The following is a 26,147-nucleotide window of genomic DNA, read 5'->3' on the forward strand; positions in this document are numbered from 1 at the left end:
TTTCAAGAAAAGAAACCAAGTATCAAATTTGAAACACAAAAATCTGAACAATTGACTCTTTTCTGTTAAATCCTTACGTCGAACTCAGGTTAATAAGCTTTTCTTTTGAAACAGTTGTAAAAGCAATTGAGGGAAGCATACCTAGTATACTTACTCCTAGAATGATCCATTTTTTCATATTTATTATCTTGTTTTGTATAATGTTTTTCTAATTACGAAAAAGAAGAAGGGGTGTTGCAAAAAAAAACATTTTGATCTTTAATAGAAGTTTTAATCTAAGGCTCTCTTGGTTACATATAACCTCCATCCAAATATTAAGAGTTGTAGTTTTGATGCTTTACTAAGGTCTAGTTGTTTTTTAGAAAAACTAGGAAGCATTATTTTGTTGAGCTTTGCTATAAATGAAAACATATTTTTTTGCATGATTCAAAAATACAAAAATCACTTAATATGAAGTAACTTTTGAATAATTGATGTTATAGCTAATATTGGCTTTTAAATATGTTTTAATAATTATTTTAATTAGCGTTAGCTATGTGGTTTTATTGGTTATTAAGATTGAGTATTGTGTTTCTTTTTTTTGGATTCGACTTAAGGAGGTGTAAAATTATAGTATACTACCTTGATAATGCTAATAGGAGTAGGGTAATTTAAATAGGTTAGCTCTTATTTTTTTATAAAAAGTTTTTATATAATAGTATCTTCGCAAACAAATTTAAAATTTATGATTACTAGTATATTGTATGTTATTGTTGGGCTTGTGCTTCTTGTGGTGGGAGGGGAGTTTTTAGTAAGGTCTTCAGTTGCATTATCTTTCAGACTTAAATTGTCTAAAATGGTTATTGGGCTAACTGTAGTTTCTTTTGCAACTTCTGCTCCAGAGTTATTAGTAAGTATTCAAGCTGCGTTAGATGGATTGTCTGATATATCTCTTGGCAATGTGATTGGGTCTAATATAGCTAATATAGGTTTAGTGCTTGGTATTACCGCAATAATAAGTCCATTAGCTATTGATCGTGATTTTTATAGATTTAATTGGCCAGTAATGTTATTGTTGTCAGCAGGTCTTTATATTCTTCTAATGGATGGAGTTTTAACTAGGATAGAAGGGGGTGTGTTGTTTGTATCTCTATTAGTATATCTTTTTTTGTTAATTAAAAGAGCTAGAAATTTTTCTGGTACAGATGCAGAAGAGGTGGATGATTCTCTTCAAAAAACATCTAATTTTAAAATTATAACTTGGCTTCTTATAGGAGGAGGTGCTTTGTATTTTGGATCAGAGTTGTTGGTAACAGGAGCTGAAATCATAGCTTTAAAAATGGGTATTAGTGAAGGGGTTATAGCAGTTACTCTTATTGCAGTAGGAACTAGTGTGCCAGAATTAGCAGCTTCTGTAATAGCAGCTCTTAAACAAGAAAAGGCAATTTCGTTGGGTAATCTTATAGGATCTAATATATTTAATATAGCATCAGTTTTAGGAATAACCTCATTGATTCAGCCTATTTTAGTAAAGGATGAAATTTTAATGAGTGCAAATATATATTGGATGCTTGGTTTTGCAATAGTGTTACTTCCGTTAGCGTTTATTCCTAAAAAAATGATACTTGGTCGTTATAAAGGACTTTTAATTTTTGCAGCATATTGTGTTTTTATTGCTATGGTTTTTATAAAGTAATACTAAGACAGCTTAAAATACATTAAAAAAAGTTAGATTTTCGTGGGCACTGAAAAGTACTTCAAGAAATTGATGGGAATCGTGTCAAAAATGGTATTGCCAAGTGAAAACACACCTTAAAAAAGTTGTTCTAAGCCCTTATTAGGCTCACATAAATAGACTCATACAAAAGAGCGATTAAATAAAACCAAGGTTTATTTAATCGCTCTTTTAAAATCATAGCTGGAAAAGCTTAGTTTTTTGAGTGCCCACGAAAATCTAACGTTTTTTTTAATGTATTAAGTAAACAGTTTCGTGTTAATATTTTAGGTTGTTAAAGCAACAACGTTGGCTGTTTTAACGGTTTTGATTATTCTGGATGCTATCTTGTATGGGTCGCCATTAGATGCAGGACGACGATCTTCCAGCCATCCTTTCCATCCTTTTTCTACGGTAATAATAGGAATTCTAATAGAAGCACCTCTGTCTGATACTCCATAAGAAAATTCATGTATAGATTGTGTTTCGTGTTCTCCGGTGAGTCGTTGATCGTTAAATTCACCATAAACTGCAATATGTTCTTTAGTAACAGGTCTAAATGCTTCACAAATAGTTTCGTATACTTCTTTAGAACCACAAGTTCTTAACACTTCATTAGAGAAATTTGCATGCATGCCAGATCCGTTCCAGTCTCCTTTAATAGGTTTAGGGTGGTAGTCTATGTAATATCCATATTGCTCGGTAAGACGATCTAATAAATATCTAGCTATCCATATTTCATCTCCTGCTTTTTTTGCTCCTTTTGCAAATAATTGAAACTCCCATTGCCCACTAGCTACTTCTTGATTAATTCCTTCAAAATTTAGACCAGCAGCAATACATAAATCAGCATGTTCTTCAACAAAATCTCTCCCATGTGTATTTCTTCCACCTACAGAGCAATAATACATACCTTGTGGTCCAGGGTATCCTCCTACAGGAAACCCAAGTGGGAGTTGTGTTTTGGAGTCCATAATGAAGTATTCTTGTTCAAAACCAAACCAAAAATCATCATTATTATCATCAATTGTAGCTCTGGCATTGGATTCATGATGAGTTCCATCTGCATTTAAAACTTCGTTCATAACTAAATACCCATTTTTTCTAGAGGGGTCAGGATATATAGCAACAGGTTTTAATAAGCAGTCAGAAAAACCCCCTTTTGCTTGTCTTGTAGAGCTACCATCAAAAGACCACATTGGGCAATCTTTAAGTTTTCCGCTGAAATTTTCTTCAATTTTTGTTTTACTTCTTAAGTTAGCAGTCGGTTTATAGCCGTCTAGCCAAATATATTCTAATTTAGTTTTACTCATGATTAATGTTTTATAAATTAAAATTCCACAGACATCAAAATTATATTATATTTTCAATAGGTTAAAAAAATGAGGGATCTAAGTTTGTATTTGCATTAATTTTTATTGACAACTATGTTTTTTGTAGGGTATATTGGTTAATTATTAATTTTAAAAGGCTATTTGTTTTATTTTTTTAAAAAACTTCTTCTATCTTTGTAAAAAAAACTTACTTATACTATGTCTAAAATCAGATTTCAAGCATTAAAAGAAACATTAAACCGTAATTCTGTAATAATTACAGAGGATAAAAGGAGATCAGTACTGTTTGGAGAGAATGTATTTGATCAAAAAACAATGTTACAGTATTTAACAAAAGATGCATATACAAGTGTTATTGGAGCTATAGAAAATGGTTCTAAAATTGATCGTAGAGTTGCAGATCAAATAGCTTCTTCGATGAAGGATTGGTCTCTTTCTAAAGGCGTAACGCATTATACACACTGGTTTCAACCACTTACAGGAGCTACTGCTGAAAAACATGATGCATTTTTTGAAACGATAGGAGATGGACAAGCAATAGAGAAATTTGGAGGAGGACAGTTAGTGCAGCAAGAACCAGATGCGTCTTCTTTTCCTAATGGAGGTATCCGTAATACTTTTGAAGCTAGGGGTTATACGGCTTGGGATCCTACTTCTCCAGCTTTTATATATGGTACAACTTTATGTATTCCTACAGTTTTTGTAGCCTATACTGGAGAGGCTCTAGATTATAAAACACCATTATTAAGAGCTTTACAGGCTGTAGATAATGCAGCAACCGCTGTTACTAAGTACTTTGATAAAAATGTAAAAAAAGTAAATGCTTCTTTAGGGTGGGAACAAGAATATTTCTTAATAGATAGTGCGCTAGTAAATGCCAGACCAGATATTGTAATGACAGGTAGAACGCTTCTTGGCCACTCTCCTGCAAAAGGACAACAATTAGATGATCATTATTTTGGTAGTATTCCTGCAAGAGCTTTAAATTTTATGATGGATTTAGAGGTAGAGTGTATGTTGTTAGGAATTCCTGTCAAAACCCGTCATAATGAAGTTGCACCTAATCAGTTTGAGCTAGCTCCAATATACGAAGAAACAAATTTAGCAGTAGACCATAACTCTTTGTTGATGGATGTGATGGATAAAGTAGGAGCAAGACACAATCTAAAAGTATTACTGCACGAAAAACCATTTGCAGGTGTAAATGGATCAGGAAAACATAACAACTGGTCTTTAAGCACTAATACAGGGGTTAATTTGCTGGGGCCGGGAAAAACACCAATGAGCAACCTACAATTTTTAACGTTTTTTATTAATACCATTAAAGCAATTAATGAAAATGAAGAATTAATGAGAGCAGGGATTGCATCGGCAAGTAATGATCACCGTTTAGGAGCCAATGAAGCTCCGCCTGCTATTATGTCTGTATTTATTGGAGAACAGTTAACAGCAGTTCTTAAAGAATTAGAAGGAGTTACAGATGGTAAGTTATCACCACAAGAAAAAACAGATTTAAAACTAAATGTAGTAGGTAAAATACCAGAAATATTATTAGATAATACAGATCGTAATAGAACCTCACCTTTTGCTTTTACAGGTAATAAATTTGAATTTAGAGCAGTAGGGTCAAAAGCAAATTGTGCAAATCCAATGACTATTCTTAATACTATAGTAGCGAAACAACTTATAGATTTTAAGAAAGAAGTAGACGAATTGATAGGTACAAAAGAACTTAAAAAGGACGAAGCTATTTTTAATGTCTTAAGAGAGTATATTAAACAATCAAAAAATATTCTTTTTGAAGGTAATGGATATGGTTCTGAATGGGAAAAAGAAGCTGAGAAAAGAGGGTTGAGTAATAATAAAACCACTCCGGAAGCTCTAAAAGCTAAAATTTCTGAGAGAAATTTAAAACTTTTTGAAGAAATGGGAGTGATGAATAGAGTAGAATCAGAAGCTCGTTATGAAATAGAGATAGAGGAATATGTAATGCGAATTCAGATTGAAGGAAGAGTCTTGGGGGATATTGCTCGAAATCATGTTATACCAACTGCAATTCGATATCAAAATATGTTAATTAAAAATGTATCGGGATTAAAAGGATTGTATGGAGATGATTTTAAAAAATATGCTAAAGAACAAATGGATATTTTAGAAGAGATTTCAGAACATATAGGGAAAATTAACACAAAAGTTAATGAAATGACGGATGCACGTAAAGAAGCTAATAAGTTAGAGGATTTGGGGAAAATGGCCTCCGATTATTGTGTAAAAGTGAAGCCTTTATTTGATGAGATTAGATATAGTTGTGATAAATTAGAATTACTAATTGATGATGAATTATGGCCATTGGTAAAATATAGAGAGTTGTTATTTATTAAGTAAGAATTAGATTACAAGTATTTTTTTTATATTTTTTTAATAAAAATTTAACGCTCAGTTAATCCTTTAAAAGCCGTAGAAAATTATTTTTTTACGGCTTTTCCGCATGTATTTCATCGAATAGTTAAAGATCCCGTAATAATAGTCTTAATGTTTTCCTAAATTTGAAACTATCAAAAAGGTCGTCATACTTTTGATAAAACCCCTATAAGTCCCAAAAGATATTTTATATACATTAGTGAAATTAGATTTTAACTAATTTTTTCACTATTAAGGCTGTGGCTCTTAACTGAAGTAACTAACTCATTTAATCACATAATCACTTTAATTTATATTACATATGAAACAAATAATTTTTAGTCTAGCAGCTTTATTAAGCACGACGGCAATGGTAGCGCAGTCAAACAATAGTAATGTTACTCAAACAGGAGAGGATAATATTGTTAACACAACACAAATAGGGGCGTCTAATACTTCTTTAACAATTCAAGAAGGAATGGCAAATAATGCCGAGGCTATTCAAGGTAGTGAAGCGTATATTTCAAGTAATGGGGTTGTAGAACAATCTCAAACAGGAAATAAAAATAATGCGTATGCACAACATGAAGAGTCTGATAATCAAATTTATCAAGTGCAGATAGGTAATGGAAACTCAGCAAGAGCTATACAAAACTTAGCTTTTACTGGAGGAGGTAATGTTGCTAATCAAACACAGAAAGGAGATAAAAATAAAGCTACAGTAACTCAAGAAGGGATTACTAATGCAGCTTTTCAAGTTCAATCAGGAGGCGGTAATATAGCTACTTCTGCACAAGAAGGAATTGATAACTTTAGTGAATTAGAACAAACAGGGAGTTTTAATACGGCTTCTATAGTGCAAGCAGGGGCTAACAATTTGTCATTACAAACACAGACTGGAGATGCTAATATGGCTACAGCAGAGCAATGGGGAGACAGTAATTCTGTAAACCAAGATCAAGAAGGAGGAGGGAATACAGCAACCTCTTTGCAAGGAAGCAGCGCTTTTGAAGCTAGAGGTGGTATAGTAAAGCAGATTCAAATTGGTCAAGAAAATACAGCCTTTGCTAATCATGAAGAAGATAATAACACAATCCTTCAAGGACAAAGCGGTGATGGTAATAATGCAAGTGCAGAACAAAATTTAGGGTCTTTTGGAGGAGAAAATTTCGCTATCCAAATACAAGTAGGTAACTCAAACGTTGCTACGGTATCTCAAAATGGTAGTAGTAATGGTTCTGATCAATCTCAGTCTGGAGATGAAAACAATGCTTCAGGAACGCAATCAGGAACAAGTAATACTCTTTTACAAAGCCAATCTGGTGTTGGTAACGTTGCTACATCTGAGCAAGGTGGATCTTTGTTCACTTCTAGAGGAGGTCTTGTAGATCAATTTCAGTCAGGTAACGGTAATGAGGCTTTTGCAAGACATGAAGAAGATAATAATACTATAAAACAAACTCAGTTAGGGGATAGAAACACAGTTTCTGCTACTCAAAATATTGCATTTTTTGGAGGACAAAATACAGCTAGCCAAATTCAGTTAGGAAATGGTAATGTTGCCGAATCTATTCAAGAAGGGGCTACAGGAATTGCAGGAGAATCTAATCTTGTTACTCAGTTTCAATTTGGAGATCAAAACATGGCTACCTCATCACAAAATGGAGCAAATAATACAAGTGATATTTTTCAATTTGGAGATATGAATGTTGCAGAAGATACACAATTTGGAGTTGGTAACTCTACCTTTGTAACTCAAGTAGGAGATATGCATATTAGTACAATTTTGCAAACAGGAAGCAATAATGCTGCGACTGTAACACAAAGCGGTTCAAATTAATATTTAAAAGCGCAACCTTAGCACTGTTAAGGTTTAGTACTTTTTTAAGAGTTATGCTTAATACGCTAATTAAGCATAACTCTTTCATGGATTAAAAAAATATGGAAAGATGAACAAAACCTATTTTAAACAAGCTTCACTGTTTTTTATATTCTTTTATTTTACAATTACAGCATATACGCAGAGTATAAAAGAAGAAAATTCGCTTTTAAATACCGATAAGGATAAGTTTATTACATTGTCTCAAAATGGATTTTTACCAGAAATGAATACTATTACAGATAAGTCAACTTTGCCAAATGGTATAAACACTGTTTTTATTCAACAAATAGGGTCTGGTAATAATGTGATTTCTAATATTATTGCAGAATCATCAGACATTAAAATTTATCAAAACGGAAATCAAAATGATATCGAAATTAATGAGTCTGCAAGAGAAATAGAAAAAAACATTATCCAATCAGGAACCAATAACTCTGTGATTGATTTCTCTTTTAACCCTAATATATCCACAAAATTAGAGCTTATTCAAGATGGCAATAATTTAATTTTTGAGAGATTTGGTAGTAATGAACTATCTAAAACTTTAAAATTTAAAATGACAGGAGAAGCTAGAACTATAATTGTTAGAAGTTTTTAACTATTAATAAAAAAGGTATGAAAGCCAAGTTTTTTATACTGGTAGTTTTAGTTTGTCAAAATTCGATTGCCCAGTTTACAAATACAGAAGTGGTAGCTAAAATCAAAACAGAAACTGTTAACAATATGATATCTGTAATAGGGACAGCTACGAATACTACAGAAGTATATAAAAGTTTAAAATACACGATGTCTGTTTTTAGAACAGATACAAACAATAATATATCCAAAAGTAATCAGGAAGGAAGATTTACTTTAGAAGCTAATGAAAATAAAGAACTTTCTAAAGGAACATTGAGTATAGAGGAAAGCAGTAAAACGGTCATATTATTATTAATTTATGAAGAAAATGTGATTGTAGGTAAAGATAGATTAGTGTTTAATGAAAAAAATAGTCAAGAATTAAAAAAAACAGAAGAATCGTTAGGCGATGGAATAGAGTTAAAAGGGATTGTGGTAGAAGAAACAAAAACTAAACCAGGGAGAGATTTTTATGAGTTTTTTTATAAATCCTATACTTTAAATCAAATAAATGGAAGTAAAGTAGTGGGAGTATTTGAAAAATTAAATTTTGGACGTAGTACTATAATTCAGGTAAAAATAGAAGATAATATTGTACATGAATTTATAGGGAAACCAGATTTAGAATATTTAGAGCAAATGTCTAGGATAGCTATTCGAAAAGTGTACAAACATTTTAAAGACCTTAAGAAACAAAAAAAAGATATTTTTCAATACTAAAACAGTTACGATGAGATCAATTTTAATAATGCTTTTTCTTGTTTCCTCAATATGTAGTGCCTCTTTTGGTCAAGATTTAGTGTATAAACCAGTAAACCCTGCTTTTGGAGGAGATACATTTAATTATCAATGGCTTCTTAGTTCTGCCGAGGCTCAAAATACTTTAACAGACAGAAATGATACATCAAGAGATCAGCGATCTGATGTAGAAAGATTTACAGAAAACCTTAATAACCAATTATTAAATCAGATATCGAGAACATTATTTAAAGAACAGTTTGGAGAAAATGGACTTACAGAAGGGACTTTTAATTTTGGAACCTTATTTGTAGAAATATTTTCTTCAGCAGAGGGGATGGTTATCAATATTTTAGATACAAGCACAGGAGATCAGTCACAAGTAATAATTCCTAATTAATTTTTAATGTATAATACATTTTATAAAGTATCCATAGTAATATCATGTGTGCTTTTGTTATCCGGATGTGGAACATATTTTAATCAACCTATTACTATAGAAAAAGCAAAGATTGGCGAAGATACAGAAATAACAAAAACATTAAGAGGTTTTCCTCTACCTACAGAACCTGTAGTAGTTGGAGTATACAAATTTAGAGATCAAACAGGGCAGTATAAGCCAACGGAGGGAGGAAGTACGTTTAGTACAGCTGTAACACAAGGAGCTACAACTATTTTAATAAAAGCACTGGAAGATTCTAAATGGTTTGTTCCTATAGAAAGAGAAAATTTAAGTAATTTACTTAATGAGCGAAATATAATACGTTCTACCAGAAAAGAATATAACAAAACTAATAATACACAAGAGCCACAATTACCACCTTTATTATATGCAGGAATTATTTTAGAAGGAGGGATTATATCCTACGACTCCAATATAATTACAGGAGGATTAGGAGCAAGGTATTTTGGTGTAGGAGGATCTACCAGATATCGCCAAGACAGAATTACTGTTTATTTACGCGCCGTTTCTACATCAAGTGGTAAAATATTAAAAACAGTATATGTTTCTAAAACAATCTTATCACAAGCATTAGATGCAAATTTCTTCAGATATGTAAAATTTAAAAGATTGTTAGAAGCAGAAACAGGTTTTACAAAGAACGAACCTGCACAGATGGCTGTAACAGAAGCTATAGAAAAAGCAGTAGAATCTCTCATAATAGAAGGGGTTGAAGATAAATTATGGACAGTAAATGCAGAGCCAGAATCTGTAAAAAAATTGGTGGATACATATAAAGCAGAAAAAGAAGAAGCGCAGAATACAGCATTATATGATCGGTATTTTAAAGAAAGAAGATCTAAGAAATCTATTTTTATAAAAGGAGGTACCTCTATAATTAGTGGAGATCTTAATAACCCCGAACTTAGTTACTCTGCAAAACTTGGTGCTAGATGGTATTTTAATCCATACATAAATGTTAATGCTAGTCTTAGCAAATTTGAACTCTCTAATCAAGCTTCATTTTCCAAAGGATTTAATGCAGTAGATCTTAATACTGAAATAAGTTTTTTACCTTTTGAAAAATTATCTCCCTTTTTATATGGAGGGGTAGGCGTAGTAAATGATGATAATTTTGATAATACATCAATTAAGTTTCAATATGGTGGAGGGATCGAGTATTTGATTTCAGATAAAGTAGGGATTTCTATAGATGCTACTCATAACTTGATGCTAAATGATGAATTAGATGGTGTTGTGCAAGGAAAGAGAGATGATCAATATTTTAATTTTTCATTAGGACTAAATTGGTATTTTGGAAACGCTGTTAAAAGAAAAAAGTAAAGTAAAAGTATACGATTAAGAAAGAGACTTATAAAAAGAAAAATAAGGGCATGAAAGAATTCATCATAAAAATAATTAGTGTTTTTATAATTTTGGTTACAATTTCCTGTAGTGAGGATACAATAGATTTAGAAGGCTTAGGCTCTGTAAAGGGTAAAGTAGTTAAAAAAGGAACAAATGAACCTTTGGAGAATGTGAAAATTTCTACAAACCCATCTTCTAGTACAGTGTTTACAAATAAAGATGGTGTCTATAAATTAGATAATGTACCATCAGGAGAGTATTCTCTTTCTGGGCAGAGAGAAGGATTATCAGCCGTTTTTAAACCAATAACGGTACTTTCTGGTAAAGAATTAGAAGTGGTTTTAGAGATGGATATAGAAACAGCATCTAATCGTCCACCAAGTGCAGCAACTTTATCGATACCAACAGATAATGCAATAGATCTTCCTGTTGAGGTGAAATTAGTATGGTCTGCCAGTGACCCTGATAAAGATGTACTTTCTTATAAAGTAAGTTTAAGAAACGAAGATAATTCTAATATAGAGATTTTTGAAAATATTACCGATACAACCTATACCTTATCAGGACTTTCTTATGGAGTAAAATATTTTTGGCAAGTAAGTACAAGCGATGATATTAACGATCCAGTAAATAGTAACATCTATGCATTTAAAACAGCAAGCGCTCCAAATAATAGAATTATTTTTACAAGATTAGTAAACGGCAATAGTGTTATTTACTCAGCAGAGGAAGTTGGTACTACCCAAATAGCACTTACACCAGAAACAAAAAACAGTTTCAGACCCAGAAGAAATCCTTTTACTAAAAAAATTGCTTTTTTACAATCTGTAGGTTCACAAATACACCTGTTTACCATGAACGAAGATGGTTCACAAATAAAGCAAGTTACCTCTACAATAGGAGTATCGGGATTTAATCTCGAAGAAATAGACTTCTCCTGGGATGCCAATGGTTCTAAAATTTTATTTCCTAATCAGGATAAGTTATATACAATTAATGTAGATGGAAGCGGGTTGAGTTTAGTATATCAAACCACAGGAAATCTAATAACAGAAGTAGATAAAAATGAAAACACAGGTGTAATCGCTTTAAAAACAAATGATTTGAATGGATATTCTGTACAGATTTTTACAATTGATGGTGCAGGGACAATACAAAATACAATTCTTACAGGAGTTACTGGTGCCGCAGGTGGTATCAATTTATCGGTAGACGGAACCAAATTACTGTATTGTCAGGATATGTCGGGATCAGAAAATTCTACATATCGACAATTAGATACACGTGTATTTATTTATGATTTTGGAACCACCACAAGTACAGACCTCTCTACAGACAGAACAGCGGGAACAAATGATTTAGATCCTCGTTTTTCTCCCAATGAAGCCAGTATAATTTTTGTAAATACATCTAATGACGGTATTTCTGCAAAAACAGTGTATACTGTGCCAATTTTGGATTTAGATGACAGAACTAAAGTGTTGGATAATGCAACTATGCCCGATTGGGAGTAATATAATTTAGAATTCAGAATTCAGAATTCTGAAATTCGGTTATCTTTGCACTTTAATTTTCAATACAATGAGTCAAGAAGTAAGCAAACGCTACGCGCAAAGAGGAGTTTCGGCATCTAAAGAAGATGTACATAGTGCAATCCAAAATATAGATAAAGGCCTTTTTCCAAAAGCATTTTGTAAAATTGTTCCAGATCATTTAACAGGAGATCCAGAATATTGCTTGATTATGCATGCAGATGGAGCAGGAACAAAATCTTCTCTGGCGTATATGTATTGGAAAGAAACAGGAGATATATCTGTGTGGAAAGGTATTGCTCAGGATGCTCTTATCATGAATATTGATGATTTATTATGTGTAGGAGCTACAGATAATATTATGTTATCTTCGACTATTGGAAGAAATAAAAATCTAATTCCAGGAGAAGTTATCTCTGCAATTATTAACGGAACAGAGGAACTCCTTAAAGAACTTAAAGATTTTGGCGTAGAGATTCACTCAACAGGAGGAGAAACTGCAGATGTAGGAGACTTGGTAAGAACCATTATTGTAGATTCTACAGTAACTGCCCGTATGAAACGCAAAGATGTAATCGACAACGCAAATATAAAAGCAGGAGATGTTATTGTTGGCTTGTCTTCATTTGGACAAGCTAGTTATGAAAAAGAATATAATGGCGGTATGGGGAGTAATGGTCTAACTTCTGCTCGTCACGATGTTTTTTGTAAAATCTTAGCAGAAAAATACCCAGAAAGTTTTGATGCATCTGTGCCTTCGGATTTGGTGTATTCTGGTAAAACAAACTTAACAGATAGTGTAGAAAACTCTCCTATTAATGCAGGTAAATTAGTATTGTCACCTACAAGAACCTACGCTCCGGTTATTAAAAAAATCTTATCTCAGTTTGATAATACAACCATCCACGGGATGGTGCATTGCAGCGGAGGAGCACAAACAAAGATTTTACATTTTGTAGATAGTTTTCATATTATAAAAGACAACCTGTTTGATGTACCACCTTTGTTTAAGTTGATACAAGAAAACTCTGGAACAGACTGGAAAGAAATGTATCAGGTCTTTAATATGGGGCACCGTATGGAGCTTTACGTTTCTCCCGAAATAGCAGAGAAAATTATAACAATTTCTAAAAGTTTTGATATAGATGCCCAAATTGTAGGTAGAGTAGAAGCTTCAGAAGAGAAAAAACTAACTATTAAAAGCGAATTTGGAACCTATACATATAACTAAAATTCTTTGGTAACCTTAGTTTGTATATTTCTCTTTTAAGAAAACAAGCTTTGGATGTATGTATTTTTTACAAAAAGGAGCATTAGGATTTTTTTGATAGTAATTTAAGAGTTCATCTCTGGAAGCCTGAAATTTATTAAATTCTAAAACAATGGTAATTATTGAGGCATCAAGATTCTTTTGTAACTCTTTGAGGTAAATTTCAATATTTTGCTTTTCAATTTGTTCAAAATAGTAAATAGCACTTCTGTATTTTTTTCTAAAACTATGATTAGATGTGCTGTTATGTGTATGTAAATGGATTTCAATAAGATCTTTTAAGGGAATGATTTTTGGATCAAAATATACTAAAACCGCTTCAGAAAAATAATCATTTTCATGAATACTACTAATATAGCCTTGTTCTACTTTATAAACTCCTTTTAGAGATTGAAAAACTGCTTCTGTACACCAATGACAACCACCACCAAAGCCTATTTTTTGATAAATATTCTTTCTGTTTTCGTATGCGCCAGACATTAACTATTTTATTTTAAAATTTTATCCATTACTTTATCGTATCTCGTATCCATACAAACGCTAATATCTGTTGTCATAAATTTTCCTTTATAAAAAAGACTAAAAATAGTTGCTGGACTTGGAGCAGATTGCGCTTGTTTGATTGTCTCCAGTTTAATTATTTTTAAGGGGAGTTTTCTGTTTTTGGCAGTTTCAATCAGAGAGTTTTTTGCGTGGAATTCTGCAAAAGGGCAACGGTTAGAATAATAAACTACAATTCCATTTTTTTCAGGACATTCTCCACTTTTTACAGATTCATTAAATTTTGGCACTTCCGTTTTTGAGTTTATTTTTTTAGCTAAAAGACTAAATCCACTAGAAATTCTTTCCACCTCCTCAAATCCCTGTTTTAAAAACCATTTTGTGTTACTCATAAAATGAAATTTTTTAGTTCCTACCACAGTTACTAAACCATCTTTCCCTTGGTTTTTAGCATCTTCAATTGCTGTTTCTAGAAGTTTTTTCCCGTATCCATTTTTTTTGTATTTACCAGATACCCAAAAACAATTAATATTTAGGTAATTAGGTGCTGTAATCGGAATCCAAGCATTTTCGGCAGGTCCATATTCTATAAATACTTTTGCTCTTTCGTCGATTCGTCTAAAGACATATCCGTTATTAAACTCTTTAGTCAACCAATCTTTTTTTGCCTGATAACTATCAGAACATTTTGTGTCAGATATTGCACAACAAATATGTTCTGTAGATATGTTTTCTGTGTTTAGATCAATTAACTGTATCATTTTAATTCACATTGTGAAGTTTAATTTTTCAAGGCTTACCTTAAAAATATATTTTCATAAGCATATCAGTGAAATTGCTCTAAGGTTATTGTTACCCTTTAGGTATCTAATTTAGTAAATATAAACCGAATGGAAAACCAGACAATATATTTTGTCTTTTTAGAGACGTTTTTTTATTTAACTCACGCACTATTTGGTGCTAAGCAAAGCCAAAGTATAAGATTTTAAAATGCGTATACATGTTTTTAAAGATATATGTAAATTGGTCATGAATAATTAGATACAATTTTATGTCAGATATTACTAAGTTTTATAGTCTTGCGCATATTTATATTGCTTTGATAGGAGGAGTATTGTTATTGGCAATTTGGTATAATATTAAAAAGCGCTTTAGGCAATTTTTAGAAGAGGATGATTCTCAAAAAAGAATAGATAAAGGGCTTTTGTACTTAAGTATGGCTCTTTTTGTATGGGTTTTTTCTGGTACATGGATATACATGGCAAACCTTTTTTCTTTTATAAATACGATACTGTTTGATGTAGGATATAGTTTTTTTTCTGTTCTTAATACATTGGTTTTATTACTGGCACTCTTTTATTTTGATTTTGCTCCGCAATTCTTGTATAAAAACAAAAGAAATACGTTCATCTTAATCATTATTACAATACTAGTATCGGTAATAACCTTTATTTTAATTCAGTATAATAAGGATAATCCAGTTATAAATGGAGTTCGGATAAGTGGTGTACCAGATTTAATATTCTCTTGTTTTTTAACCTATTTATTGACAATCTCTTTTTACAAAACATTTATGAATAGAGGGCTAAAATTAGTAGCAGTAATCTCGGTACTAGCTTTCTTATTTATGTTGCTTTCTCAAGTTCCTGATGTGTTTGTAAATATAGGAGATACTTTATATCGTAATTTGATTAAAATTGTTGCCAAAACATCTTTTATTTCCATTTTCTTGGTGTTGGCAACTAGTTGGGTAATTCAATTGGCATTAACTCCAAAACCTAGTGAGATGACTATTAAATTTTTGGATTGGTCTTTGGTAAAAATTACAATACCATCTAAAGAAATTTATGATAAAACCATAGATTTTGGCTCTAAAACTACACAATATAAAAACTTACTAAGATTTGCGGTAAAGCGAAAATATGAAGAAGGAGAAAAACAGTATTTGTTAGTAAGTTCTGGGGGAGAAATAAAAAGCCAGACATACCTAAGTAGAATTATCGAAAATATCAATACAATATTACAGTTACCCTCTATATCTCAGTTAGAAAGAAAAGATTTATTTACCTTTATGGGGCAAGGGAAATATAGGTTAAGAGTTATCCCAGAAAATATTATTATAGATCAAGTATTACTGGAAGAGTTTAATAAATCCTTGTAAGTATTTGATTTTTAGTAATTGTTATTATTTGTGATTACTTGTGTGATAATTACAATTTACTATAATTAGCTATTTTTTAGAACTTCACTTTTATTAACCATCAAACTATTCATGATTTGTGTTATAAATAATTTAAACACATTACATGAGCGTAGATCAAAGTAAAATAGATAATGAGGAAGTATTAGGGCATCCTAAAGGATTGTTATACCTGTTTTTTGCAGAATTATGGGAACGATTTTCGTTCTATGGTATGAAAGCACTTTTGGTATTATATATGACCAAGCATCTTTTATATTCTGATGATAAATCTTTTGGGGTAATGGCAGCGTATATGTCTTTAGTATATGTAACCCCCATGATCGGTGGTATTATTGCAGATAAATATTTGGGATATAGGAAATCTATTTTTTTAGGAGGAGTTTTAATGGCAGCAGGACACTTTTTTCTTACTATAGAAACTCCTGTATTTTTTTATGGATCCCTAGCTTTAATAATCGTAGGGAATGGTTTTTTTAAACCAAATATATCTACCATGGTAGGAACTCTTTATGCAGAAGGGGATAAGAGAAGAGATTCTGGTTTTACTATTTTTTATCTTGGTATTAATTTAGGAGGGGCAATAGCACCATTGTTATGTGCATGGTTTGCAGAGGTGTATGGTTGGCATTATGGGTTTTTGCTAGCAGGAATAGGGATGCTTGTAGGTTTATTGGTTTTTAAACGAGGAACCCAATTAGCTGTTTTTGGAGATAAAGGTTTGGTGCCTAATATAAAAAATTACGAAAAAAAAATATATGGACTTGATAAAGGGGAAAGAGTTTGGATTTTAGCGTTGCTATCTGTTCCTATATTCGCATTAATCGTGAAATTTAATGAATTTGAACATTATTTAGTGTGGATTGCAACTCTGTTTTTAATAGGATATATAGGGTACATACTAACAAAAGTTAGTATAAAGGAAAGAAAAAGACTATTGGTTGCAGTATATTTCACAACACTGTATGCGCTTTTTGCTGCGGTATTTGAACAAGCAGGAAGTTCTCTTACTCTATTTGCAGATAGAAATGTAGATTTAATAGGAATTAATGCAGCACAAACTAATAGTATAAATTCTACATGGATAGTACTAATAGCAATTCCTTTTGCAATGTTATGGACATTCCTAAGTAAGAAAAAAGCAAATCCTCATTCTGCAATTAAATTTGGATTAGGAATGTTATTTTTAGGATTAGGGTTTTTAATTTTTGGAATGTCAGCACAAGAGGTTAATGAATATGCAAAAACCCCCATGTTTTATTTAATATTCGGATATCTTATTTTAACTATAGGAGAACTGTTTTTATCCCCTATAGGGCTTTCTAAAATAACTGAATTATCCCCAATGAAATATGCTACTTTTATTATGGGAGTTTGGTTTTCGGCCAATTTTTATGGACATTTTTTTGCAGGAAAAATAGCAAAACTTACTACTGTAAGAGAGGGAGAAGCAGGAGTCTTTTCTAAAGGTTTTTTTGGCACCATTAGTGAAACAATTACAGGGCTATCAGGTACAGCAACAAACGGAGGTAATGCAGAGGCTTTTCAGCAACTATATTCTTATGTGTCAGTATATGCTAATTTTGGAGTTATTACTATCATTATAGGAATTGTAGCAATTTTAATATCACCAATTATAAAAAAACTAATGGAAGGAGTGAGCTGATCTAAAAAATAAATCTATGTTATTATATGTAGCGAAAAATTGAATTATGAAAACAGAAACTTTCTGAAATTTTTATAATCAGAAGGTTTTTATTGTCATGATCTTTAAAAATCAAGATAATAGTATCTCGCTATTTTTTAAGTAGATAAGCAAAAAAAATATTTATAAAAAAAATGATTCGTAATTGTATCAGGTAGTATGTGCTTTTAGTAAAAAACCTTACTTTTGTAGATTATATAAGATTAGGAAGAATACATTATGATTGATAAATTAAATATTGTAAAGCAGAGGTTTGATGAAGTGAGTGATCTAATCATTCAGCCAGATATTATTTCAGATCAAAAAAGATATATACAGCTTAATAAAGAATACAAAGATTTTAAAGCGCTAATGGAAGAAAGAGAGCGCTATATAGAACTTACAAATAACTTAAAAGAAGCTGAAGAGATTCTAGCAGATGGCAGTGATCCAGAAATGGTAGAAATGGCCAAGATGCAAATGGAAGAAGCAAAAGAAGAACTTCCTGATCTGGAAGAAAAAATACGTTTTATGCTGGTTCCTAAAGATCCAGAAGATGCTAAAAACTGTGTAGTAGAAATACGCGCTGGTACAGGTGGGGATGAGGCAAGTATTTTTGCAGGAGATTTATATAGAATGTATACTAAGTATTGTGAAGGAAGAGGTTGGAGTACAAGTGTTGTAGATCTTAATGAGGGAACAAGTGGAGGCTATAAAGAAATTATTTTTGAAGTAAATGGAGAAGATGTTTATGGAACTTTAAAATTTGAAGCAGGTGTACATCGAGTACAACGTGTACCACAAACGGAAACTCAAGGACGTGTACATACTAGTGCAGCAACAGTTATGGTGTTGCCAGAAGCAGAAGAGTTTGATGTAGAGTTGGATATGACCGAAGTTAGAATTGAAAGAACAACTTCTACAGGTCCAGGAGGGCAATCTGTAAATACCACATATTCTGCTATTAAACTACACCATGAGCCAACAGGGATGATAGTAAGTTGTCAAGATCAAAAATCATCACATAAAAACCTAGAGAAAGCACTTAAAGTATTACGATCAAGGTTGTATGAAATGGAGTTAGCAAAAAAGCAAGCTGCAGATTCTGAAAAACGTAAAAGTATGGTGTCCTCTGGAGACCGTTCTGCAAAGATCAGAACCTATAACTATCCTCAAGGTCGCGTAACCGACCATCGTATTGGTTTAACCCTTTATGATTTAGGTAATATTATAGATGGAGATATACAAAAGATTATAGAGGAACTTCAATTAGTTGCTAATACAGAAAAATTAAAAGAATCTAACGAAGTTTTTTAAAACAAAATGTATCATAAAAAAACAGACTGTCTAAACACTTTTTAGACAGTCTGTTTTTTTATGATATATATTGATAAATGGTATAAGATAATTTTCTTCGATATTAGCTACATAAAAGATTTAGATATATTTGGAAGGGTATATATTAGAATGAAAATTTAATACGATAGTATGCCATGTGTTTTTATTAGTATAACTAATAGGAAAGTTATAATAAGACGCAATACTATGCACTAGAGATAAGCCTAGGCCTGTTGAGTCAGGTTTGTTTCCTGATTTTTTAAACCTGCCAAACAAATCTTCAGGATTAATATCTAAAGGTTTACCAGTATTTTTAATAGACAAAAAATAATCAGTAATCTCTATAACCATCTCGCCTTTATTTGTGTTGTGTTTTATAGCGTTACTTAGTAAGTTGCTGAATAAAAGGTATGCAAGAGTTTCATTAATTCTTATCACTGGGTTTTTTTTGAAATGAAGAGTAGTGTTGATATTCTTGATAATAATTAATTCTTTGACATCATCAATTCTTTTTTTTAAGTAATCAGTGATGGGTATTTCAATAGTATGGATAAATTGATTATTATCTATTTTTGATAATAAAGAAATGTTTTCCTTAAGCTTAGAAATTCTTCCGGCATATTCATGAATTTGGTTCAATGTAGTTAACTGCCCTTCTAGCAAGTTTTTATCCTGCATTAGAATTTCAATCTTATTTTTTATAATTGCTATTGGTGTTTGAATCTCGTGAGAAGTATTTTCAATATATTCCTTTAGGTTCTTGTAGTCTTTTTCCATTTGAATCATCATAACTTCTACAGTAGAATTCAATTCATTGAACTCTAGTATCTTAGTTCTTCTGAATGATAAAGGTTGAGGTTTAGCAATATTAAGGTTCGTGATAATTGTAATCGTGTGATAGAAGGGTTTCCAGATTTTTTTTGATATAACATTGTTTAACAAAAGAATGGTTATAAAAAAAAGGAATGTTATTAGGGCTACAATTTCAGTAACTACCTGTATAAGATCTTTTGAAGATATTAAAGATTTAGAGATTGTAATCTTATAATAATCTCCTTTTACTTGATCAGAAAATGTAATCTGCCGAAAGCTTTGTTCTTTTTGTTCATAAAAATTGAATAGTATAGTGTCTTTAATATACGTTTTTATTTTTGGATCATGATTTTGTTTTTGTAATGAAATACGATCCCCAATATTTAAATATAAATTATCAAGCAAATCATCATATTTATGAAGCTCATAAATTAATTGTTTTTTCTCTGCAAGTAATTTTTGATTAAAATCACGATTGATAATAGATTCTATTAAAAAATATGAAGATATTCCTCCTAATAACGAAACAGCAAGAAGACCTGCAAAATAATAACGATTAGATAAGATTAGTAACTTCATTGGTCAGAAAATTTATAACCTACTCCATATACAGTTTGGATATAATCTTTTTCACTCTGTTCTTTTATTTTTTTTCGAAGGTTTTTTAAATGCGAATAAATAAAATCAAAAGAATCAGCCATATCCATTTCATCCCCCCAAAGGTGTTCTGCAATAGATCCTTTTGGAATGACTCGGTCAATATTTGACATAAAATATAGGATAAGATCATACTCTTTTCTAGTTAGTTTTAGAGGTACATCATTTACTTTTACTAGTTTTTCATAGGGTAAAATTTCTATTTCATTAAATGTGATGCTGTTTTGTGAATCAAATTTTTTTCTTCTAATGATCGCTTTAATTCGAGCATTTAATTCAGTAAGATCAAAAGGTTTGGTTAGATAATCATCAGCTCCAAGATTTAAACCTGTAATTTTTACATCCAATGCATTGCTTGCGGATATAATAATGATCCCTAATTTAGATTTCATTTCTTTAATTTGCTTAATCACATCAAGGCCATTTCCATCAGGAAGATTAATATCTATAATAAGGCAATCATATTCATAGTTCCAGCTTTTATCTTTAGCATTTGCTAAGTTGTCTACCCATTCGCACTGATACCCTTCTTCTTTCAAGTATTGTAACATCGAATCTGCCAACATGGGTTCGTCTTCAATAATCAGGACTTTCATACAGTTTTAATTTAAAATTCAAAATAAAATGAGTTAGTTATTATTTTTCTAAAACCCGCCTATGACATTTGTTGTCCATTTAGGAGGGTAAATGATAGTTTTAGAATATAATTTTATGAAACTGAATAAATAAGAAAAATTCTTTTACGAGAATACAATGCTCTTATAAATAGCAAAGGGTTAAATTGTGTTAATCTCTAGGGGTTTCATGGTTAAAGCTAATCTTTTTGAGTATTCTCAAAAAAGATAGATTTAATTTTTTAGTATAATTATTTTATGGTTTTAAACTAAAAATAATAAATCCTAGAAAAGAATAAAAGGCTTTTCTTTTAGTGTGCAAGTTTTTCAAAGTGGTGATATATTGGTTAATAACTTGTACTAACAAAAAATATAGAGATTTATTATACAAGATTTAAAAATAATGTTGATTTAGAAATTTTAAAATTATTTTTTGGTTTTTTTTAAAGTTAGAATGTAAATTACAGCAAAAAAAGTTAGTATACTAAGCGGTTGTTATTTTTTTATTAATTTTTTTGTTAAAGGATTAAGACTTGAATTTGGAAATTGATTAGGATAGGAGGCTGGTTAATGATCTCTTTTATAAATATTTGTAAAATAAATTTATTGATATGTAATTGCCTTTTTACTGTTTTACACAGATTCTCTACAGAATCCTATTTTACTTTTACGCATAAATTATAAACCATAGAAATAATTAATTGAATAAATATGATTCATTCTATGAGTTTAGATAAGTGATGATGTATTGTAATTAACTAATTAGCTATCAGAGAGGTAGTGAAAATTAAAATAAAAAAACGAAAATTTTATAAGAAAAAACAAAATAGAATATCAGTATTAGTATGATTTTATAATAGATATATGGCCAGATATCTATTATAAAATTTTTAACCAAAAAGATTCATTAAATCTTTTTCATACAAATATTAACCGTTAAAACCTAAAATACAGTGATTACTCTTAGCAAAACCATATACGATAAAAGTCAAATTGAGTATAACAATATTAATTCTAATATTTTCTTCAACCTTAGAATTAAAGATAGTACATAATTTGTTCAAAAGATAAAAGTATTCCGAGTAAGAACACTTTTTATTTAATATTTCTATAATTTACAATGAGTAGATGTGTTCACAAATAACCAACAATAATGAACACTTATTGTAAATAATTACAAATCAATTTTATTTCTCGAATTAAAAACTTTAGTAGCATTTCATCTTTTATTTACAGGTGATATAGCTAGAGGATAAAGGTATGTCAATATGCAAGGTTTGATATCCTTACCTATGTGTGGTGTATAATCGATCCATGATATCTAAAAAAACTAATTCAGCTTACTTTTTATTCATGATACTGTTTGGGTGCCTTTTGTGGGTATGATAACACAGTACGTAATACTATAAATTAAACTCAAAATAATATAAATAATGAATTCAAATGATTTAAGTTTCATGAAAAACCTAAAATACGATATTCCATCGAGTATTGTAGTGTTTTTGGTAGCTATGCCTTTATGTTTAGGAATAGCTTTAGCTTCTGGAGCCCCACTTTTTTCCGGTATAATTGGTGGCATAGTTGGCGGCATAGTAGTAGGATTACTTAGTGGGTCTCCTTTAGGGGTTAGTGGTCCCGCTGCAGGATTAGCGGTAATAGTTTTAAACGCAATTGCCGATCTAGGCGGTTATGAGTTTTTTCTTGTAGCTGTTGTATTATCGGGAATTATCCAAGTTATAATGGGGTATCTCAAAGCAGGAGGGATTGCATATTATTTTCCTTCCTCAGTTATTCATGGAATGCTTTCTGGTATAGGGTTGGTAATTATAATGAAACAAATTCCCAACGTATTTGGTTACGTTGCTCCAGAAGGAGGTTTCTCCTTTTTAGAATCTTTTTCAGGAGCTTTAAAGGTGTTCAGTTATATTAGTCCAGGAGTACTAATAGTTACTATCCTTTCGCTTTTTATACTTCTTCTTTGGCAAACAAAATTCATTCAAAAAATAAAGCCAATTGCAATAATTCCAGGACCTTTAGTAGCTGTAATTGTAGGGATTATTTTAAATGGCGTATTTGCAGGGATTCCAGCTTTAACTATTGCAGGAAAGCACATGGTTTCTTTACCTATAGCAGATAGTCTAGATTCATTTATGAATAATTTTTCTCTCCCTAATTTCTCAATATTGACTAATCCGCATGTCTATACAACAGCTATTATTATAGCAGTCGTAGGAAGTATGGAAACCCTACTCAGTGTAGAGGCTATAGATAAGCTAGATAAGCTCAAGAGAATTACACCAACAAATAGAGAGTTAAAAGCACAAGGAATTGGAAATATTTTGTCTGGATTGATAGGAGGACTGCCAGTGACTCAGGTAATTGTAAGAAGTTCTGTTAATAATCAATCAGGCGGAAAAACAAAAACTGCTGCAGTTTTACACGGGATATTATTATTGGTTAGCGTGGTTCTGATTCCAAAGTTACTTAACCTAATTCCTCTAGCTACTTTGGCAGCAATACTACTTACCGTAGGATATAAGTTAGCAAAACCAGCCTTGTTTAAAAAGATGTTTAAACAAGGCCCAGAACAGTTTATTCCTTTTATAGTTACCATCATAGGTATACTTATAACAGATTTGTTAATGGGGATTGCTATGGGAATGTTGGTTTCAATTTTTACCATATTAAGAAATAACTATAAAGTGCCATTTAGACAGAAAACTAATGATATTATAAAAGAAAGTAATATAAAAATAGAATTGTCAGAAGATGTTACTTTTCTAAATAAAGCCTCTATCCAAAAATCATTGATGGAAATTCCTGAGAATACAGATGTAGAAATCTGTGCAATGAATTCATGTTTTGTTCATCCTGATATTGTTGAGATGATACAAGATTTTGAAGTAAATGCAAAAGAAAAAAATATTAAAGTATCCTTAATAGATCTCCATTTGCATTGCCCTTTAGAAAAAGATAAACAAAAAAAGAAGAAAAATAAAAAAGAAGAATTAGTTGCTGTTTAATCCAGTAAATCAAATATAAAATTATGATCACACAAACCAAACGGACACAGGATATGCTTACTCCTGTAGAGGCTTATAGAATTTTAAAGGAAGGTAACAAAAGATTCGAACAAAACCTTAAAGCGCAAAGAAACCTTAAAGTTCAGGTGATAGAAACTAGTATGGGACAATATCCTTTTGCCGCGGTACTCAGTTGTATTGATTCTAGGGTTCCAGTAGAGTTAGTTTTTGATTTAGGTATAGGTGATGTTTTTAGTATACGAATAGCAGGTAATGTTGTTAATAAAGATGTATTAGGATCTATAGAATATGCTTGTAAAGTAGCTGGATCCAAAATAGTGGTAGTAATGGGGCACACTAGATGTGGTGCCGTAAAATCAGCCTGTAATAAAGTAGAGTTAGGTAACATTACATCCTTACTTTCTAAAATTAAACCAGCAGTACAGGTAATAGAAAATAGTCAAAAAGAAATGGATGAGAAAGATATGGAAAAAGTAGCCATTGAGAACGTACAACTATCTATTGATAGAATGAAACAGGAAAGCGAAATACTATTTCAGATGGAAAAACTCGGTAAAATCCAAATTGTAGGTGCGATATATAGTGTGTCTACAGGTAGAGTAGATTTTTTTGAATCAGATTCTGATTTGACTTAATACACCAAAGAAGGCACTAAAAATAGAATAGCTTTTTAATTTATAGAATTCGCCGAAGCTTCTATTAGTAGTAAAGAGTAGAGTTTTAAAACCTAAGGTTCTTATTAAATTAAGAATAAACTTTCTTACGTTGAAGACTTACTTCGAGGATTACTTAATATAAATGAAGGGTTGGTCATTAATTATTTTCATTAATCTATACATGTATATAACGACCAACCTTGTCTTTTACTAGGATAGGCTTGTACAACTTTCATTAGAGTACACAGCCAAATCAACTTAAACAAATCAAATGAAATATATATATATAATAGTAACGATTTTTATGGGAGTTACTGTCTTGAATGCTCAGGATTATGAAGCAGTGAACCATCTAACGGCTAATGAGTCAAGAGATCATTATTTAAACAGTGAAAAAGAGATCCATGTAGAAGGATGGATAGTAGAAAGAAGTGTTAATCCAACGTTTGGACAAGCAACATTTAATGATAAATGGGTGGGGGGAGGAACTTCTGATATTTCAGGAGGAATAACTATGCTATCTGTTTTTAACTATAAAAAAGAAAGATTAATTTTTGATAATGAAATTTTTGTAGATTATGCTATAGCCAGAGATAGTAGAGAAGGTGAGGTTATTCATAAAACTAATGATAAGCTAGAGTTGAATTCTCTACTAGGGTTACGAATAAAAGAAATAACATCAATATACTATTCATTGTTTTTTAATTTTAAAACACAATTTGATAAAGGGTATAGATATGATAAAAATGAATTAGGAAAAGAGATCAAAACAGAAACATCTCATATTTTATCCCCTGCTGATATAAAAATTGGTCCTGGGGTATTATGGAAAAAAAATGAACACTTTTTAGTTAATGTTTCTCCAGTGGCAGGAAGGCTTACCATAGTAGACAAAGAATTTACTAAAGTAGATACTCATGATGAAGAAGCTATGGAGTATTATGAGCATCACAAGTATTTTGGTGTAGAAGCTAATGAGACTTCACTTTTTGAACTTGGAGCAGCACTACGTTTTTTTTCTAAATTCGAAATCATAAAAAATCTATCAATAACAAATTCTATGGAGTTATATTCTAATTACCTTGAAGCTCCTCAAAATGTAGATGTAAATTATAATATGAGCTTGATAATGATGATGAGTAAACATCTTTCAACTAGTTTTGTGTTTGAGTCAATTTATGATGATGATGCTATTGGTGGTCTTCAAATAAGAGAAGGGTTTGGTCTAGGCGTTAATTATAAATTTTAAAAAAAAGTAGTTGTATTATAGGAGGCTACTGAAAAAGTAAGTCTCTTTTCAAAAAGAGAGGTTCATATAAGAGATTTCACGAGCTAATTTTGTGAAATCTCTTTTTGGTTTATA

General features: G+C 31.1%; 21 protein-coding genes. 15 read left to right on the forward strand and 6 right to left on the reverse strand.

Going from position 1 to position 26,147, the window contains the following annotated elements; genetic code table 11:
• Window positions 1–270 precede the first annotated feature (270 nt).
• Window positions 271–423: a hypothetical protein gene (locus H527_RS24835; RefSeq protein WP_027413775.1), complete on the reverse strand. Its 153-nt coding sequence runs from the start codon at window positions 421–423 to the stop codon at window positions 271–273.
• Between the two features lie 301 nt (window positions 424–724).
• Here H527_RS24835 and H527_RS0116840 point away from each other — a divergent pair, with 301 nt between their 5' ends.
• Window positions 725–1,675: a calcium/sodium antiporter gene (locus H527_RS0116840; RefSeq protein ID WP_027413776.1), complete on the forward strand. Its 951-nt coding sequence runs from the start codon at window positions 725–727 to the stop codon at window positions 1,673–1,675.
• A 305-nt stretch (window positions 1,676–1,980) separates the two neighbouring features.
• On the opposite strand, the gene H527_RS0116845 is transcribed toward H527_RS0116840, so the two are convergent.
• Window positions 1,981–3,006 (reverse strand): glutamine synthetase beta-grasp domain-containing protein, encoded by a 1,026-nt coding sequence (locus H527_RS0116845; protein ID WP_027413777.1) that lies wholly within the window; start codon window positions 3,004–3,006, stop codon window positions 1,981–1,983.
• A gap of 219 nt (window positions 3,007–3,225) precedes the next feature.
• Between H527_RS0116845 and H527_RS0116850 the strand changes: the two genes are divergently transcribed.
• The 8 genes from H527_RS0116850 to H527_RS0116885 all read left to right on the forward strand — a co-directional run bounded on the left by H527_RS0116850 (window position 3,226) and on the right by H527_RS0116885 (window position 13,238).
• A complete protein-coding gene (locus H527_RS0116850; protein ID WP_027413778.1) occupies window positions 3,226–5,412 on the forward strand; it encodes a glutamine synthetase III family protein in 2,187 nt (728 codons plus the stop codon).
• Window positions 5,413–5,749: 337 nt separating this feature from the next.
• Complete coding sequence (locus H527_RS23250; RefSeq protein WP_051316842.1) at window positions 5,750–7,267, forward strand: hypothetical protein; 1,518 nt, start codon at window positions 5,750–5,752, stop codon at window positions 7,265–7,267.
• Window positions 7,268–7,376: 109 nt separating this feature from the next.
• Window positions 7,377–7,907 (forward strand): hypothetical protein, encoded by a 531-nt coding sequence (locus H527_RS0116860; RefSeq protein ID WP_027413779.1) that lies wholly within the window; start codon window positions 7,377–7,379, stop codon window positions 7,905–7,907.
• Between the two features lie 17 nt (window positions 7,908–7,924).
• Window positions 7,925–8,647, forward strand: coding sequence for a CsgE family curli-type amyloid fiber assembly protein (locus H527_RS0116865; protein ID WP_027413780.1), 723 nt, complete (start codon window positions 7,925–7,927; stop codon window positions 8,645–8,647).
• A gap of 10 nt (window positions 8,648–8,657) precedes the next feature.
• A complete protein-coding gene (locus H527_RS0116870; RefSeq protein WP_027413781.1) occupies window positions 8,658–9,065 on the forward strand; it encodes a curli production assembly/transport component CsgF in 408 nt (135 codons plus the stop codon).
• A 6-nt stretch (window positions 9,066–9,071) separates the two neighbouring features.
• Window positions 9,072–10,451: a CsgG/HfaB family protein gene (locus tag H527_RS0116875; protein WP_035088620.1), complete on the forward strand. Its 1,380-nt coding sequence runs from the start codon at window positions 9,072–9,074 to the stop codon at window positions 10,449–10,451.
• A gap of 50 nt (window positions 10,452–10,501) precedes the next feature.
• Window positions 10,502–11,989 carry a carboxypeptidase-like regulatory domain-containing protein gene (locus H527_RS0116880; RefSeq protein ID WP_027413783.1) on the forward strand — a complete coding sequence of 496 codons (1,488 nt, stop codon included), beginning with the start codon at window positions 10,502–10,504 and terminating at the stop codon, window positions 11,987–11,989.
• 67 nt (window positions 11,990–12,056) lie between these two features.
• Window positions 12,057–13,238, forward strand: a complete 1,182-nt coding sequence (locus H527_RS0116885) for an AIR synthase related protein (protein WP_027413784.1) — start codon at window positions 12,057–12,059, stop codon at window positions 13,236–13,238.
• A gap of 15 nt (window positions 13,239–13,253) precedes the next feature.
• Here the strand turns inward: H527_RS0116885 and H527_RS0116890 are convergent, their stop codons facing one another.
• On the reverse strand, window positions 13,254–13,757 hold the full coding sequence (locus tag H527_RS0116890) for a peptide-methionine (S)-S-oxide reductase (protein WP_051316844.1): 504 nt from the start codon (window positions 13,755–13,757) through the stop codon (window positions 13,254–13,256).
• Window positions 13,758–13,765: 8 nt separating this feature from the next.
• The gene (locus tag H527_RS0116895) at window positions 13,766–14,539 is read right to left on the reverse strand and encodes a GNAT family N-acetyltransferase (protein ID WP_027413786.1); all 774 of its coding nucleotides are present in this window, start codon (window positions 14,537–14,539) and stop codon (window positions 13,766–13,768) included.
• 290 nt (window positions 14,540–14,829) lie between these two features.
• Between H527_RS0116895 and H527_RS0116900 the strand changes: the two genes are divergently transcribed.
• The 3 genes from H527_RS0116900 to prfA all read left to right on the forward strand — a co-directional run bounded on the left by H527_RS0116900 (window position 14,830) and on the right by prfA (window position 18,979).
• Window positions 14,830–15,939, forward strand: a complete 1,110-nt coding sequence (locus H527_RS0116900) for a hypothetical protein (protein WP_027413787.1) — start codon at window positions 14,830–14,832, stop codon at window positions 15,937–15,939.
• A gap of 145 nt (window positions 15,940–16,084) precedes the next feature.
• The gene (locus H527_RS0116905) at window positions 16,085–17,644 is read left to right on the forward strand and encodes a peptide MFS transporter (protein ID WP_027413788.1); all 1,560 of its coding nucleotides are present in this window, start codon (window positions 16,085–16,087) and stop codon (window positions 17,642–17,644) included.
• Between the two features lie 258 nt (window positions 17,645–17,902).
• Window positions 17,903–18,979: a peptide chain release factor 1 gene (gene prfA / locus H527_RS0116910; protein ID WP_027413789.1), complete on the forward strand. Its 1,077-nt coding sequence runs from the start codon at window positions 17,903–17,905 to the stop codon at window positions 18,977–18,979.
• A 120-nt stretch (window positions 18,980–19,099) separates the two neighbouring features.
• On the opposite strand, the gene H527_RS0116915 is transcribed toward prfA, so the two are convergent.
• On the reverse strand, window positions 19,100–20,392 hold the full coding sequence (locus tag H527_RS0116915) for a sensor histidine kinase (RefSeq protein ID WP_027413790.1): 1,293 nt from the start codon (window positions 20,390–20,392) through the stop codon (window positions 19,100–19,102).
• Complete coding sequence (locus tag H527_RS0116920) at window positions 20,389–21,066, reverse strand: response regulator transcription factor (protein WP_027413791.1); 678 nt, start codon at window positions 21,064–21,066, stop codon at window positions 20,389–20,391. The genes H527_RS0116915 and H527_RS0116920 overlap by 4 nt, the downstream gene beginning before the upstream one ends.
• Window positions 21,067–22,541: 1,475 nt before the next feature.
• Here H527_RS0116920 and H527_RS0116925 point away from each other — a divergent pair.
• From H527_RS0116925 to H527_RS0116935, 3 genes are all read left to right on the forward strand, one after another.
• Window positions 22,542–24,107: a SulP family inorganic anion transporter gene (locus tag H527_RS0116925; protein WP_248601261.1), complete on the forward strand. Its 1,566-nt coding sequence runs from the start codon at window positions 22,542–22,544 to the stop codon at window positions 24,105–24,107.
• Window positions 24,108–24,130: 23 nt separating this feature from the next.
• The gene (locus H527_RS0116930) at window positions 24,131–24,763 is read left to right on the forward strand and encodes a carbonic anhydrase family protein (protein ID WP_027413793.1); all 633 of its coding nucleotides are present in this window, start codon (window positions 24,131–24,133) and stop codon (window positions 24,761–24,763) included.
• A 292-nt stretch (window positions 24,764–25,055) separates the two neighbouring features.
• Window positions 25,056–26,033, forward strand: coding sequence for a DUF3078 domain-containing protein (locus tag H527_RS0116935; RefSeq protein ID WP_027413794.1), 978 nt, complete (start codon window positions 25,056–25,058; stop codon window positions 26,031–26,033).
• Window positions 26,034–26,147: the final 114 nt, after the last annotated feature.

This window comes from Aquimarina muelleri DSM 19832 (assembly GCF_000430665.1).
Lineage (GTDB): Bacteria > Bacteroidota > Bacteroidia > Flavobacteriales > Flavobacteriaceae > Aquimarina > Aquimarina muelleri.

What these genes read in the sequence shown, in the direction of transcription:
- H527_RS0116895 (WP_027413786.1), bottom strand. Translation starts at nt 14,539, where the DNA reads ATGATACAGTTAATTGATCTAAACACAGAAAACATATCTACAGAACAT.
- H527_RS0116880 (WP_027413783.1), top strand. Translation starts at nt 10,502, where the DNA reads ATGAAAGAATTCATCATAAAAATAATTAGTGTTTTTATAATTTTGGTT.
- H527_RS0116920 (WP_027413791.1), bottom strand. Translation starts at nt 21,066, where the DNA reads ATGAAAGTCCTGATTATTGAAGACGAACCCATGTTGGCAGATTCGATG.
- H527_RS0116905 (WP_027413788.1), top strand. Translation starts at nt 16,085, where the DNA reads ATGAGCGTAGATCAAAGTAAAATAGATAATGAGGAAGTATTAGGGCAT.
- H527_RS0116875 (WP_035088620.1), top strand. Translation starts at nt 9,072, where the DNA reads ATGTATAATACATTTTATAAAGTATCCATAGTAATATCATGTGTGCTT.
- H527_RS24835 (WP_027413775.1), bottom strand. Translation starts at nt 423, where the DNA reads ATGCAAAAAAATATGTTTTCATTTATAGCAAAGCTCAACAAAATAATG.
- H527_RS0116865 (WP_027413780.1), top strand. Translation starts at nt 7,925, where the DNA reads ATGAAAGCCAAGTTTTTTATACTGGTAGTTTTAGTTTGTCAAAATTCG.
- H527_RS0116900 (WP_027413787.1), top strand. Translation starts at nt 14,830, where the DNA reads ATGTCAGATATTACTAAGTTTTATAGTCTTGCGCATATTTATATTGCT.
- H527_RS0116925 (WP_248601261.1), top strand. Translation starts at nt 22,542, where the DNA reads ATGAAAAACCTAAAATACGATATTCCATCGAGTATTGTAGTGTTTTTG.
- H527_RS0116850 (WP_027413778.1), top strand. Translation starts at nt 3,226, where the DNA reads ATGTCTAAAATCAGATTTCAAGCATTAAAAGAAACATTAAACCGTAAT.
- H527_RS0116935 (WP_027413794.1), top strand. Translation starts at nt 25,056, where the DNA reads ATGAAATATATATATATAATAGTAACGATTTTTATGGGAGTTACTGTC.
- H527_RS0116845 (WP_027413777.1), bottom strand. Translation starts at nt 3,006, where the DNA reads ATGAGTAAAACTAAATTAGAATATATTTGGCTAGACGGCTATAAACCG.
- H527_RS0116885 (WP_027413784.1), top strand. Translation starts at nt 12,057, where the DNA reads ATGAGTCAAGAAGTAAGCAAACGCTACGCGCAAAGAGGAGTTTCGGCA.
- H527_RS0116870 (WP_027413781.1), top strand. Translation starts at nt 8,658, where the DNA reads ATGAGATCAATTTTAATAATGCTTTTTCTTGTTTCCTCAATATGTAGT.
- H527_RS0116840 (WP_027413776.1), top strand. Translation starts at nt 725, where the DNA reads ATGATTACTAGTATATTGTATGTTATTGTTGGGCTTGTGCTTCTTGTG.
- H527_RS0116890 (WP_051316844.1), bottom strand. Translation starts at nt 13,757, where the DNA reads ATGTCTGGCGCATACGAAAACAGAAAGAATATTTATCAAAAAATAGGC.
- H527_RS0116860 (WP_027413779.1), top strand. Translation starts at nt 7,377, where the DNA reads ATGAACAAAACCTATTTTAAACAAGCTTCACTGTTTTTTATATTCTTT.
- H527_RS0116915 (WP_027413790.1), bottom strand. Translation starts at nt 20,392, where the DNA reads ATGAAGTTACTAATCTTATCTAATCGTTATTATTTTGCAGGTCTTCTT.
- H527_RS0116930 (WP_027413793.1), top strand. Translation starts at nt 24,131, where the DNA reads ATGATCACACAAACCAAACGGACACAGGATATGCTTACTCCTGTAGAG.
- prfA (WP_027413789.1), top strand. Translation starts at nt 17,903, where the DNA reads ATGATTGATAAATTAAATATTGTAAAGCAGAGGTTTGATGAAGTGAGT.
- H527_RS23250 (WP_051316842.1), top strand. Translation starts at nt 5,750, where the DNA reads ATGAAACAAATAATTTTTAGTCTAGCAGCTTTATTAAGCACGACGGCA.